Origin of the sequence: Halegenticoccus soli, from assembly GCF_002844195.1 — an archaeon.
GTDB lineage: Archaea > Halobacteriota > Halobacteria > Halobacteriales > Haloferacaceae > Halegenticoccus > Halegenticoccus soli.
Genome location: NZ_PEND01000004.1, coordinates 164,645 through 177,839, shown reverse-complemented (window position 1 = coordinate 177,839; position 13,195 = coordinate 164,645). Strand labels below are relative to the sequence as shown.

Below are 13,195 nucleotides of genomic sequence, written 5' to 3'. Positions count from 1 at the left end.
ATGAATAGGCGGGACTTTTTACGGACGGCCGGAGGGTCTGCCGCTGTCGCGGCGACGGCCGGAACAGCCGCCGCACAGGAAGGCGGTGGCGGCGGCGGTGGCGGAACCCAGGAGGTCATCGTCGGCCCCGGCGGTTCGCTGGTGTTCGAGCCCGAGGAACTCCAGATCGCGCCCGGGACGACGGTGAAGTTCGTCTGGGAGTCGGACGGCCACAACGTCGTCCCGAACCAAGGAGACTGGGGCCACCAGCCGCTCGAAGACACGGGATTCGAGTTCGAACACACCTTCGAGGAGGTGGCGGAGTACGAGTACGTCTGCGAGCCCCACGAGTCGGCCGGCATGGTCGGGACGATCATCGTCACCGAAAACCCGCAGCAGGGCGGCGGTGCGGGCGAGAAGGAACTCGAGGAACTGGGCGTCCCGATCCAGGCCCACTGGGTCGGCGTGTCGACCATCCTCGGGATCGTCGTGACGATCATCTACACGTTCTACATTCTGAAGTACGGCGAGTCCGCGAACACGGGGAACACCGCCGGGGGTGAGAAGTAATGTCGTCGTCCGGAAGTTCCTACGGCGACATCCACCGGTACGAACCGGCGCGGGAGAGCACGGCGGCCGCGATCGCCATCGTCCTCCTGACGGTGATCGAGGTCGTCTTCGTGTTCCTGTTCGCCTACGGGCTGATGTCCGGCTGGGGACTGACCGACATCGGGAACATGTTCCTCGGCGGCATCCTCGCCGTCGTGTTCATCGACCTGGCGTTCATCCTCGCGCTGTACCGCAAGGAGTTCCTCCCGGACGTGATGATCGTGAAGAAGCGCCGCCGGAAGTGGGAGGACCTCTACGTCCGCGAAGACGAGGTCGACGGCGTCGGACTCGGCGACGGCAGCCCGTGGGACCACGTCAAGCGCGCGATCTACCCCTACTACAAGAGGTGACAAATGAGCCTGGAAAAGAAAGACGAATTCGACCACAAGGGCTGGATGAAGGAGAAGGATCTGACGCCCGTCGAGACGACGTACCTCACGGCGCTCATCTGGCTCGACACGCGGCTCCGCATCGTCGACTACCTGGAGATCCTCGAGACGCTCTACTACCGGGTCAATCTCCAGATGCCGAAGAGCCACACCGAGCAGTACAACCTCGACAACAAGTTCTGGTACTGGTACCCCCTGTACACCCTCGGGCTCTTTTCGACCCTGGCGTACATCGTCGCGGCGATAAGCGGCGCGTTGCTCGGCTTCTACTACTCGCCGGCGACGAGCGGCGACCCGACGACGGCGTACAGCCAGATCGAGTTCATCATGACCGAACTCCAGTTCGGCTTCATGCTCCGGAGCGTCCACCGGTGGTCCGCCCAGGTGATGGTCGCGGCGGTGTTCCTCCACATGCTGCGCGTGTACTTCACTGGCGCGTACAAGGAGCCCCGCGAGCTCAACTGGCTCATCGGCATCGTCCTCATCAGCCTGACGATGGTGTTCGGGTACACCGGATACCTGCTCCCGTGGGACCAGCTGGCGTTCTGGGCCGGGCAGATCGGCGTCGAGATGAGCCTCTCGATCCCGCTCGCCGGCGAGTGGGTCGCCCAGCTGCTGTTCGGCGGCTTCACCCTCTCGCAGGCGACGCTGCAACGAATGTACATCATCCACGTGTTCCTGCTCCCGTTCGTGGTGACGACGCTCATCGCCATCCACATCGGCATCGTCTGGGTGCAGGGCATCGCCGAACCCCACTAATCGAGGTACGACCATGACCGACACCAACGACAAGACCCCGGAAACGGACGGCGGCGAGGAGGTCAGGGCCGACGGCACCGGCATCGTCGCCCCCGACGACGAGACGCCGACCTGGCGCGAGCGCAAGGAGCGGACGACCGGCCTCTCGCGGCTGACGTACGAGTACTTCGAGCGCGCCCGACGCGAGGATCAGGACCTCCGGCAGGAGTCGACCTACGTCGAGCGCGACGTGCTCGGCTTCCCGACGTGGCCGCACGAGACGATCAGAAACCTCTCGATCGCGAGCTTCTTCGTCGGGATGATCCTGTTCCTCTCGGCGACGATGCCTCCGCACATCGGCCCGCCGGCGAACCCGAGCTCGACGCCGGCGATCATCCTGCCCGACTGGTACCTGTACTGGTCCTTCGGCCTCCTGAAGCTCACCCCGATCAACCCCGAACTGGCGATCCTCGACGGGCAGAAGATCATGGCGGACCGGACCTACGGGGTGCTGGCGAACATCGTCGTCGTCGGCGCCATCGCCATCGTGCCGTTCCTCAACAAGGGGAGCGCGCGGCGGCCGGTCGAGGAGCCGTTCTGGGCGGCCGTGGGCGTCGGCGGGGTCGTCTTCGCCTTCACGATCAGCGTGCTGGCGGTCCAGAACCTCGTTCCGATCGCGGTCCCGCTGCTGTTCGACCTGACGTTCCTGCTGCCCGTCGTCGCCGGCTTCGTCACCTACGCGGTGCTGAAGACGATGCGCGAGGGGTACATGTACGACCTCAACCGCCGCTACTACCGGCTCCGACCGCCGAAGTAACGCGGCTCGCCGCTCTCTTCATTCCCATGACCGATCCCGACAGCCGACCAGCCGATCGCGAGCGGGCGGACTCGACCGCGTCCGACGGCGGGCGGCGCGACGTCGTCGTCCCGATGCGCCTGTACAAGACGATCACCGTCTTCTCGACGCTCATCGCGGTCGTCTGCGTCGTGTTCGGGTTCGTCCTCTTGGACGCGGCGACGCTGCAGGTGAGCGCGCTCCGCAGCCTGGTTACGGCGCTTCTGACCGCGGTCGGCGTCCCGGTCGACCGGGGCGTCCTGAGCGCGCTGCTGGCCGTCGTCGGGCTCGCGACGATCGGATTCGGCGCCGGCGTCTACACGATCGGCACCCGGTTCCGCGCCCGGGGAATGGGAAAGTCTCAAGAGGACTCCGGCGAAGGATCAAACAATGGCTGACGAGTTCATCAAAGGGCTCGGTATACTCACGGGCGCCGGTCTCGCGTGGATGGTGCTCGCCGGGTGGTACCAGACCGAATCCTTCGAGAGTACGTCGCAGTTCTTCGACCCCGCGCCGGAGGCCGCGAACCTCTTCGATACGATCGCGATCGCCCTCATCGACGTGTTCGCGTGGTTCGCGATACTCGGCGCGCTCACCTTCTGGGTTCTCATCCCCGCCGGGCGGCAGGCGCGGCGGGCGTACAACGAGCGGCGCGAGTCGAGCTAATCCGGATTCGAACCCCCTTCCCCTTTTCGCGTCCCCTCGTCGTCTCCGTCGAACCCCGACTAGTTCGCGCCGCGCGCTTCCCGGGAGCGTCGATCGACGACCGTCACGTCGAACTTCGAGCGCCAGCGGTACCGACGGTCGCCCCAGACGAACGTCCGGCGGGCGAGTCCGTACGCGAACAGCGGCACCTGTAGCAGCGTCGCCGGATACGCGAGCAGGACAGTCCGCCGACGGACGCCGAACGCCTCGTACACAGCCAAGTGAAGCAGCGTCACGGCCGCGAGCCCCGGAATCGGAAACAGAATGCAGCCGAGGGAGAGCAGGAGGGCGACGACGCCCGCGATCGCGGTGTCCCGCGGTTTGTGCCGCCGGACGATCTGCGAGAACCGGACGTGCCGCTCGATCGTTCCGCGGATCGTCCCGCCGACCTCCACGAACCGAGTCCGTCTAACGGGCGTCACGTCGAGGTACTCGGACAGCAGCCCGTCGTCGCTCACGGTGCGGCGAAGGTCCCGCAGAAAATCGTCCCAGCGGAGGTCGCCCCGTTCGAACATCACCGCGCCGCCCCACGCCTTGTTCCCCGCGTAGACGCCGAGCGTCCCGCCGACGGCGTAGATCGGTTCGAGCAGCAGCGACAGCGGATCCCGTCCGACGAAGAACGGAACCTCCGAAACGGGACCGCGCTTCACGTAATCAGCCCGGAGTCGGTCGAGCCAGTCGGGCGGGTGGTAAAAATCGTCGTCCGTCCACGCGATCCGATCGTGACGAGCAGCCTCCATCCCGGCCGCGACGGCGTTCGCTTTCCCCGAACACCCCCTCGGTTCGCCGGCGTAGACGATCCTAACTCGTTCGGGGAGGTCGTCCGAACGCTTCGCGACGGGATCCGCCTCGCAATCACAGACGATCAGCAGTTCGTCCCTCGGACCGAGTTGGTCGGCGACTTCCGCGCACGCCGCGGTCCACGTGACGGTAGGGAGGATGACGCTCGTCGGCGGAGCGGTCGCGGCCATGTCTTTACCGTCTCTTCGGAGCGGATCGTCGTAAACGGGTCGGACAGTCGATGAGAACAGTCCTCGTCGCTCGAATCGAGCCGGATCGAGATCGAAAACGGATCGAGGGAAACCGGGCGCGCGGCGGTTCTCAGACCACCGCGTTCCAGAGGTCCGCGACGAGGAAGAAGAGGCTCTGGTACGCCGCGTACAGGATCACCAGCACGGACGCCGCGACGGCGCTCTTCGGGGCCTCGAACGAGAGGGCGTTTCGGGCCTCCACCTGCCGCGCTTCGAACTCGAAGAAGTCCGCGAGGAACATCCCGATCACGAGCATCGAGAGGACGATGCCGCCGTGGGGTTCGACGAGAATGTACGCGAGCGACGTGAAGATCAAGAGCAGCGTGGTGACCGTGTGCGGCGCGTACCGCGTGATGGGCTCGTCCTCCTCGGCCTGCCGGCGGTTCTTCCGGTGGCCGAGGTACCGGGTCGCGACGTTCGCGAGCGCGAACACGAGCGTCGCGAACGGCAGGATCGGCCCGATCGCCTCGACCTGCTCGATGGGGATCAGGAACTGCAGCGGTTGCATACTCGACCCTGGGACCGTAACTCATTAGAGTTTTTCCAATCCGCCCGCGCCATCAGGGACGAGCGGGGGGCCGAAGCAACGAAACCGCGTCGGACCGGACGACCCGAACCGGTTCGTGCGGACCGACTTCCCCGCGCTCGCGCCCGTCCACGACGAGCGAAACCGCGCCGTCGTCGCGCTCGACGGAGAGCGTCACCTCGGCCGGGACGACCCACCGCTCGGACCGGGTTGCGAACGGCGACACCGGGACGACGACCAGGCCCGTCCCCGGCAGGAGGATCGGCCCGCGGGCCGCGCGGGCGTACCCCGTGCTGCCCGCGGGCGTCGCGACCACGACGCCGTCGGAGCGGAACGCGTCGACGCGCTCGTCGTCGACGGAGACCGAGTACTCGGATATCCGGGCGGGTTCGCTCGTGATGAGCGTCACGTCCAGGAACGCCTCCGCCACCGCCGCGCCGTCGACCTCGACCGACAGCAGGGGGTGCTCCGACGGCGACCACTCGCCGGCCAAAAACGAGTCGACCCGGCGGTCGAACTCCTCCGCCGGGAGGGAGTAACGACCGCCGACGCCGATCGGGACGATCGGCGCCGACGGCCGGGCGAGCGCGGCGTCGACGAGCGCCCGTTCGCCGACCGCGACGACCGCGTCGGCCCCGTCGGGAGCGACGAACTCGACGTCGGGGGCGGCGTCGGCGAGGGCCCGCCGGACGCCGCCGCCGTCGCCCCGGAGCGCGACCCTCATCCGGACTCCTCCCGTGCCCACGCGTCGATCATCACCCGGACGTTGCCGGTCCGGGGGTAAAAGGCTGCGTGATTCGATCGAGGCGTCGCCGTCGCCCCCGGCGCGATCAGTAGGGCCAGTCCCCGGTGATCTTCATCCCCGCGGCCAGATCCTCCGCTTCGAGCGCCGCGGCGATCTCCGCCGGCTCCTTGCGCTCGATCTCCGCGTCGGCGTCCGCGAGTTCGGCGACGAGTTCCGCGAGGAGGATCGCCTGCTCGCGGAGCGTTCGCGGTTCGAGCTTGTCGAGCGTGTCCGCGAAGGTGTGCCCCCAGCCGCGGCCGCGGGTGTCGGACTCCGCGGCGACCATGGAGCCCGGGACGCCCCACCTGACGAACGGCCAGTGATCGCTGTGCGGGACGAGTTCGGGGTTCGTGCTGATCGGGTGATCGAACCGATCCGCGACGGCCTCCGCGGCGTCCCGGAGGCCGCCGAACCCGTGAGTGTACAGCTTCAGCGTCCGGCCGTGGACGTTGCTGTCGACGTTGACGATCGCCCTGATCCGGTCGAGGCTGCCGCCGTCGGACCCGCGGCGCTTCGCCGCCTCGCGCTCGGAGCCGACGAGGCCGACTTCCTCCGCGCCGTAGCAGACGAAGTGAACGCGCGTGTCGAGTTCGTCCTCGCGCGTCGCCAGCGCCCGGGCGACCTCGACGACCGTCGCCGTGCCCGCGCCGTTGTCCATCGCCCCCTCGGCGATGTCGTGGGCGTCGAGGTGACTCGTCACGAGCACCTCCTCGTCGGTCTCCGGGCCCAGCTCGGCGTGGACGTTGCCGCTGGTCGCGTCGTGAACGTCGCAGTCGACCTCGATCGTCACCTCGTCGCCCTCCCACCGTCGAGCGAGCCGCGCGCCGACCTCCTTGCTCACGCCGACGGCCGGAATCTCGCCGATCGGCGCGTCCCCGGTTCCGACGCTCCCGGTCGGCGGGAGACAGCCCTCGACGTGGTTCGCGAAGACGAACCCCGCCGCGCCGCGTTCGACGGCGTAGTAGTACTTCTCGCGGCGGTGGATGAACCGGTCGTAGTGGTCCGGGACGGTCGAGGAGACCATGACGATCTTGCCCTCGACCTCCCCGTCGAAGTCCTCCGGCAGGCCGTACCCGAGGTCGACGAGGTCGCCGGTGACGCTCCCGCTCGGGCTTCGGGGGAGAGCGATGCAGTCCTGTTCGGCGTCGCCGGCGCGGATCGCGCTGGACCCGCGAGTCCAGCCCTGCACCTCGAACTGGTCGATCCGGGCGTCTCGCGCGCCGACGTCGGACAGCGCGTCGCGCGTCAGTTCCATCGCCTCGCGCTCGCCGGGGCTCCCGGTCATCCGGTTTCCGATGTCGACGAGCGCTTCGAGGTGACGCCAGCCGACGTCGCTCGTGAACGCCTCGCCGATCCACTTTGTGTCCGTCATGACACTCCCTGGTGCCGGCCGAACGGTAACGATTTCGATAGGGGCGGTCGCCTTCCGGAAGGAGCGCCAGGGACGATCGGATCCGAGACGGGGGCGTCACGGCGACTCCACCCGAAACGGCGCGAGACAGTCGTATCGCGTTCCGCCCTCGGAGACGGGCGACGAGAGCAGTCCGTACAGCCCGGGGTCGAGGTCGAGGGGCGGAATCCACCACACGTCGTCGGATTCCGGCCGGCGCGCCTCGCCGACGTTCATGAGCCACTCCGCGCTGTCGTCGGGGCCGAGCGTCTGCCCGCGGCCGCCGACGATCAGCGGCGGGGCGATCCAGTCCCACCCCTCGTCCGTCCGCTCCATCACTCTCGCGTCCACCCGGAATCGGTACGTCCGCTCGCTCCGGTTTCGCAGCGTGAACCGGATCTCGTCCGGTTCCCCGGCCGCGACCGTCCACTTCGACGGCTTCAGGACGACTGGCGGGTCGATCGCGCGGTGCGCACAGACGCTCTCGCCCTCCGGGGAGAGATCGGGGCAGTCGACGAAGACGGGGGGCGTCCCGGGAACGGACGCGCAGCCGGCGAGCGACGCGAAGGCCGTTCCCGCGGCGGCGAGGAGTCGACGTCGGTTCATGGGCCGGTCTGGTCCCCCTTTCCGATAAAAAGCTTCGTACGGGCGGTCTCGGACGGCGCGAACGCGGCTACGCGTCCGCCAGAAGCTCTCTTCACGCCCCCCGGTCCGTCACGAGCGTCGAGACGCGGCGGCGGCGCAATGCGAGCGACGTGCGAACGGAGCGCACACATATGTCGCTGGGACGCCTTGTGTTCTCCGAAGGACGACCACCATGACAGCGAGCGACGTCGATCGATTAGCGGGGAATCGAATGAACGAACGGGAGGCGAAAGCGTTCCTCCGAGAACGGGGGACGGGCGTGCTCTCGCTCGCCGACGACGGCGTGGCGTACGGGGTTCCCATCTCCTTCGGGTACGACGGCGATTCGCGCCTGTACTTCGCCTTCGTCGGATTCGGCGAGCGGAGCAAAAAGTCGGAGCTGAGCGAGCGCACGGAGCGGGCGAGCTTCGTCGTCTACGAGGCGAACACGCCCGACGACTGGCGGAGCGTGATCGTCGAAGGGCCGATCGCGGAGGTCGAGCGGTCCGATCGGCCGGCCGCGATGGAGGCGTTCGAGGACAACGCATGGTATCCGAGCCTGTTCTCGGAGGCGGATCCGATGCAGAAGCTCAGGATCTGGGGGCTGCGCGCCGAATCAGTGAGCGGGCTGAAGGGCGAGGACGCCTGAGCGGGAGGCCGCCGCCGATCCGCTGTCGACCGTCGGCGACCCGTCGGCGACCCGTCGCCGCCCCGCCTCAGTCGCCGCTCGACACCGCCTCGCTTTCGGAGTCGAGCGCGCCCTCGACGGCCGCGCTCGCCGGCCGGGGGAGCGCGTCGCGCACGTCCTCGCGGCCGTCCCGTTCTATGACCTCGGCGTAGGCATCGGGCATCACCTTCACGAAGTTCTTGACCGCGGTCGCCCAGTCGTCGAGCAGCTCCCGCGCGCGCTCGCTGTCCGCGTACTCGGCGTGGTTCTCCACGAGTCGGCGGAGCATCGCCTCGTCGCGCTCCGCGAGGTCGGGCGAGAGCGACACCATCCCGGAGTTGACGCGCTCCGCGAACGCCTCGTCGGGGTCGTACACGTACGCGACGCCGCCGGACATGCCGGCCGCGAAATTCCGGCCCGTCTCGCCGAGCACGGCGACGACGCCGCCCGTCATGTACTCGCAGCCGTGGTCGCCGACGCCCTCGACGACGGCCTTCACCCCGGAGTTGCGGACGGCGAAGCGCTCGCCCGCGACGCCGTTGATGTACGCCTCTCCCTCGGTCGCGCCGTAGAGCGCGACGTTGCCGACGAGGACGTTCTCGTCGGCCTCGTAGGCGGCGTCCTCGGGGGTGCGGACGACGAGCTTCCCGCCGGAGAGCCCCTTGCCGACGTAGTCGTTCGCCGCGCCCGTGAGCCCCATCGTCACGCCGCGGGCGAGGAACGCGCCGAAGCTCTGGCCCGCGATCCCGTCGAACTCGCAGGTGATCGTGTCGCTCGCGAGCCCCTCGCCGCCGTAGCGCTTCGAGACGCGGTTCGACAGCATCGCGCCGACGGCGCGGTCGACGTTCGAGATCGGCTTTCCGACGCGGACGGACTCGCCGTACGCAAGCGCCGGCTCGGCCTCGGCGATGAGTTCGCGGTCCAGCTGCGCGTCGAGGTCGGAGTGGCTCTGCTCTCTCGTCTTGATCCGCTGGTCGCCCGCGGGCTTCGCGATGACCGCCGAGAGGTCCAGGTGCTTCGCCTTGGGGTGGTCGGTCTCGCGCTGGCGCAGGAGCTCCGGCCGGCCGATCATCTCGTCGAGCGTTCGGAAGCCGAGCTCCGCCATGATCTCGCGGAGCTCCTGGGCCATGAACGACATGTAGTTGATGACGTGGTCTGGCTGGCCGGGGAAGCGCTGTCTGAGGTTCTCGTCCTGGGTGGCGACGCCGACCGGACAGGTGTTCTCGTGGCACTGCCGGGCCATCACGCAGCCGGAGGTGACGAGCGACGCCGTCCCGAAGACGTACTCCTCGGCCCCGAGGAGCGCCGCGACGGCCACGTCGCGGCCGGTCATCAGCCCGCCGTCGGTCGACACGCGGATGCGGTCTCGCAGGCCCGTCGCGCGGAGCATCTGGTTCGCCTCGGCGAGGCCGAGCTCCCACGGGAGGCCCGCGTTCTTGATCGACGTCTTCGGCGACGCGCCGGTGCCGCCGGAGTGGCCCGAGATGTGGACCACGTCGGCGTTGGCCTTGGCGACGCCGGCGGCGATGGTGCCGATGCCCGCCTCGGAGACGAGCTTCACGTTGATGTCGGCCTCCGGGTTCGCCACCTTCAGGTCGTGGATGAGCTGCTTTAAGTCCTCGATGGAGTAGATGTCGTGCAGCGGCGGCGGGGAGATGAGGCCGACGCCGGGCGTCGAGTAGCGGACGTGGGCGATCATCTCGTTGACCTTCTTGCCGGGCAGGTGGCCGCCCTCGCCGGGCTTCGAGCCCTGGGCCATCTTGATCTGGAGCTCGTCGGCCGAGGTCAGGTAGTGGCTCGTCACGCCGAAGCGGCCGGAGGCGACCTGCTTGACGTTGCACTCCTTCTCCGTGCCGAACCGCTCCGGCGGCTCGCCGCCCTCGCCGGAGTTCGACTTCCCGCCGATGCGGTTCATCGCGATGGAGTTGTTCTCGTGGGCCTCGGGCGACAGGGAACCGAGCGACATCGCCGCCGTGGAAAAGCGCGTGACGATCTCCTCGACGGGTTCGACCTCCTCGATCGGGACGGGGTCGCGGTCGCTCTCGAACTCCAGGAGGCCGCGCAGCGTCTGCAGCTCCTCGGACTGGTCGTTGACGAGTTCGGCGAACTCGCCGTACTTCTCGTAGCTGCCCGAGCGGACCGCCTGCTGGAGCGTCCCGACCGTCTTCGGGTTCCACTGGTGGTGCAGACCGCCCGAGCGGTTCTCGTACTCGCCCTGGCGGTCGAGCTTCGGCTCGTCCTCGCTCCCGAAGGCGACCACGTGGCGCGTGAGCAGGTCCTCCTCGATCTGGGGCAGCCCGATGCCCTCGGTCCGGATCTCCGTCCCCTCGAAGTACTCGCCGACGAGGTCGGAGTCGAGCCCGACCGCCTCGAAGATCTGCGCGCCCTGGTAGGAGGCGACCGTCGAGATGCCCATCTTCGCCATCGTCTTCAGGAGGCCGTCCTCCAGCGCCTTCTTGTACGCCGCGATGGCGGCCGACTCGTCGGCCCCGTCGGGACCGGCGACGATGTCCTCGATCGTCTGGTAGGCGAGGTAGGGGTTGACCGCGCCCGCGCCGTAGCCGACGAGCGTGGCGAGGTGGTGAACCTCGCGGGGGTCGCCGGACTCGACGACGAGGCCGACGTGGTTGCGCAGGCCGTTGCGGACGAGCGAGTGGTGGACCGCACCCGTCGCCAGCAGGCTCGGGATCGGCACGCGGTCGGGGCCAACGTTCCGGTCGGAGAGCACGACGATGTCCGCGCCGCCCTCGATCGCCTCGCGGGCGTCCTCGCGGAGGCGTTCGACGGCCGCCTCCAGCGCCGCCCCCCCGTCGCCGTCGCCGCGCTCGTAGGTCATGTCGACGACGGCCGAGCGGAGGCCGTCCGAAGCGTCGCCGCCGCCGAGGTCGGAAGCCGAGGCGGCACCGTCGCCGCCGAGGTCCTTGATCGCCTCCGTCTGGGCGTCGGTCAGGACGGGCGAGTCGAGGACGAGCTGTCGGGCGTGCTCGGGCGACTCGTCGAGGAGGTTCCGCTGGGGGCCGAGCCGGCTCTCGAGGCTCGTCACCAGCTCCTCGCGGATGTAGTCGATCGGCGGGTTCGACACCTGCGCGAACAGCTGCTTGAAGTAGGTGAAAAGCGGCCGGTTGATCTCCGAGAGGACCGAAAGCGGGGTGTCGTCGCCCATCGAGCCGACCGGGTCCTTCCCCTGCTTCGCCATCGGCTCGATGAGGTGGTTCAGCTGGTCGTGGGTGTACCCGAACGCCGCCTGGTGGGCGCGGAGCGCGTCCACCTCCCCGCGGGTCGCGTGGTCCCCGTCGTCGGCGAGGTCAGCGAGGCGGCGCTGCTCCTCCCGGATCCACTCGCCGTACTTGCGGTCCGTGAGCGACTCGAACACCTCCTCGTCGGGGATGACGCGGCCCTCCTCGGGGTCGGCCATGAACAGCTGACCGGGCTTGAGGCGGCCGCGCTCTACGATCTCGCTCGGTTCCGCGTCGAGCGCGCCGACCTCGCTGGCCATGATCAGGCGGTTGTCGGCGGTGACGTCGTACCGGCACGGGCGCAGCCCGTTGCGGTCGAGCACGGCGGCGACGCGGTCGCCGTCGGTCGCCGCGACGAGCGCCGGGCCGTCCCACGGCTCGACGAGACTGGCGTGGAAGTCGTACCAGTCGCGCCGGTCGGCGTCCATGGCGTCGTCGTTGCGGTACGCCTCGGGGATGAGCATCCGCAGGACGTGGGGGAGCTCCCGCCCCGACTGGAGCAGGAGCTCGACCACGTTGTCGACGCACGCCGTGTCGCTCTGGTCTGCGACCGTCACCGGCTTGAGCGTGTCTATCTCGTCGCCGAGGTCCGGGTGTTCGAGGTCCGTCTCGCGGGCGCGCATCCAGTTGACGTTGCCCCGGATGGTGTTGATCTCGCCGTTGTGGATGATGTTCCGGTACGGGTGCGCGAGGTGCCACGCCCCGAGGGTGTTCGTCGAGAAGCGCGCGTGGACGAGCGCGAGCGTCGTCTGCATCCGCTCGTCGGCGAGGTCCGGGTAGTACGTCGGGAGCTGTTCGGCCTTCAGGAGGCCCTTGTACACGAGCGTCTTGCGGTGCAGCGAGCAGACGTAGAAGCGGCCGGAGCCGTCGATTTCGGCCGCTTCGATCGCGTTCTCGGCGGCGCGTCGGCCGACGTAGAGCGCGCGGTCGAACGCCGATACCGCGTCGTCGCCGCGGACCGTCACCCCGTTCTCGGCGGGCCGGACGAACGCCTGCCACACGTCCGGTTCGGATTCGAGCGCGGTCTCGCCGAGGTCCGCGTTGTCGGTCGGCACGTCGCGCCAGTGGAACACGTCGAGACCGTACCCGGCGAGCGCCTCCTCGAACAGTTCCGTCACGGCCTCGCGGGCCGCGTCGTCGCGGGGCATGAAGAGCGATCCGACCGCGTACGTCTCCGGCAGGGCGACGTCGAGCGTCGCCTCGAAGAACTCGTCTGGGCGCTGGACGAGGATGCCGGCGCCGTCGCCGGTGTTCTCCTCCGCGCCGGTGGTGCCGCGGTGTTCGAGGTTCTCGAGGAGCGCCAGGCTGTCGGCGACCGTCTCGTGGGAGCGGCCGCCGTCGAGGTCGATCACGGCGCCGACCCCGCAGTTGGACCGTTCGTCGGTCGGATCGGCCAACCCTACGGGGTGTTCGTCACTCTGTGGCTTGGTCATGAGACCTCAAAAGAACTTCCGGCTTATCAGCCTACCCCTGAAAGAATAAGTGCGTACTAACACCACATAAGGGAATATAAGGAATACATGTCGTTCACGGTTCTGCAAAGCGAGGGCGTGCACAAGCACGCATTCGAAGCAAGGGCGTGCTTGTGCGCGCCTTCGAAGCGAGGGCGCGCCTGCCGACGCCCTCGGATGCGAGGTCGCGTCCGCGTGCGCCCTCGGGTCGAGTGGCTGCGGCGGGTTCGG

13 protein-coding genes are annotated in these 13,195 nt (G+C 68.7%); 7 read left to right on the top strand and 6 right to left on the bottom strand.

Annotated elements, in window-relative coordinates; genetic code table 11:
• Genes CNO20_RS12060 through CNO20_RS12035 form a run of 6 tightly spaced genes read left to right on the top strand, consistent with a single transcriptional unit; the run spans position 1 to position 3,216 of the window.
• The gene (locus CNO20_RS12060; protein WP_101296379.1) at positions 1-549 is read left to right on the top strand and encodes a plastocyanin/azurin family copper-binding protein; all 549 of its coding nucleotides are present in this window, start codon (positions 1-3) and stop codon (positions 547-549) included.
• A complete protein-coding gene (locus CNO20_RS12055) occupies positions 549-938 on the top strand; it encodes a DUF7318 family protein (RefSeq protein ID WP_101296378.1) in 390 nt (129 codons plus the stop codon). The genes CNO20_RS12060 and CNO20_RS12055 overlap by 1 nt, the downstream gene beginning before the upstream one ends.
• Before the next feature lie 3 nt (positions 939-941).
• Positions 942-1,736, top strand: coding sequence for a cytochrome b (locus CNO20_RS12050; RefSeq protein WP_101296377.1), 795 nt, complete (start codon positions 942-944; stop codon positions 1,734-1,736).
• Between the two features lie 13 nt (positions 1,737-1,749).
• Positions 1,750-2,532, top strand: coding sequence for a cytochrome b family protein (locus tag CNO20_RS12045; RefSeq protein WP_101296376.1), 783 nt, complete (start codon positions 1,750-1,752; stop codon positions 2,530-2,532).
• A 26-nt stretch (positions 2,533-2,558) separates the two neighbouring features.
• The gene (locus CNO20_RS12040; RefSeq protein ID WP_101296375.1) at positions 2,559-2,948 is read left to right on the top strand and encodes a DUF7315 family membrane protein; all 390 of its coding nucleotides are present in this window, start codon (positions 2,559-2,561) and stop codon (positions 2,946-2,948) included.
• Positions 2,941-3,216 carry a DUF7314 family protein gene (locus CNO20_RS12035; RefSeq protein WP_101296374.1) on the top strand — a complete coding sequence of 92 codons (276 nt, stop codon included), beginning with the start codon at positions 2,941-2,943 and terminating at the stop codon, positions 3,214-3,216. The genes CNO20_RS12040 and CNO20_RS12035 overlap by 8 nt, the downstream gene beginning before the upstream one ends.
• A gap of 59 nt (positions 3,217-3,275) precedes the next feature.
• Here the strand turns inward: CNO20_RS12035 and CNO20_RS12030 are convergent, their stop codons facing one another.
• The 5 genes from CNO20_RS12030 to CNO20_RS12010 form a co-directional block, all read right to left on the bottom strand.
• Entirely contained in the window at positions 3,276-4,226 is a 951-nt protein-coding gene (locus CNO20_RS12030; protein WP_101296373.1) for a glycosyltransferase family 2 protein, read from the bottom strand.
• 130 nt (positions 4,227-4,356) lie between these two features.
• Positions 4,357-4,794 carry a DUF7313 family protein gene (locus tag CNO20_RS12025; protein WP_101296372.1) on the bottom strand — a complete coding sequence of 146 codons (438 nt, stop codon included), beginning with the start codon at positions 4,792-4,794 and terminating at the stop codon, positions 4,357-4,359.
• A 52-nt stretch (positions 4,795-4,846) separates the two neighbouring features.
• Entirely contained in the window at positions 4,847-5,536 is a 690-nt protein-coding gene (locus CNO20_RS12020) for an NAD(+)/NADH kinase (RefSeq protein WP_101296371.1), read from the bottom strand.
• A gap of 106 nt (positions 5,537-5,642) precedes the next feature.
• Positions 5,643-6,968, bottom strand: coding sequence for a M28 family peptidase (locus tag CNO20_RS12015; RefSeq protein ID WP_101296370.1), 1,326 nt, complete (start codon positions 6,966-6,968; stop codon positions 5,643-5,645).
• A gap of 96 nt (positions 6,969-7,064) precedes the next feature.
• Positions 7,065-7,592 (bottom strand): hypothetical protein, encoded by a 528-nt coding sequence (locus tag CNO20_RS12010; RefSeq protein ID WP_101296369.1) that lies wholly within the window; start codon positions 7,590-7,592, stop codon positions 7,065-7,067.
• Between the two features lie 211 nt (positions 7,593-7,803).
• Here CNO20_RS12010 and CNO20_RS12005 point away from each other — a divergent pair, with 211 nt between their 5' ends.
• Positions 7,804-8,259 (top strand): pyridoxamine 5'-phosphate oxidase family protein, encoded by a 456-nt coding sequence (locus CNO20_RS12005; protein WP_101296368.1) that lies wholly within the window; start codon positions 7,804-7,806, stop codon positions 8,257-8,259.
• Between the two features lie 67 nt (positions 8,260-8,326).
• On the opposite strand, the gene gltB is transcribed toward CNO20_RS12005, so the two are convergent.
• Positions 8,327-12,946, bottom strand: a complete 4,620-nt coding sequence (gene gltB / locus CNO20_RS12000) for a glutamate synthase large subunit (RefSeq protein WP_101296367.1) — start codon at positions 12,944-12,946, stop codon at positions 8,327-8,329.
• Positions 12,947-13,195: the final 249 nt, after the last annotated feature.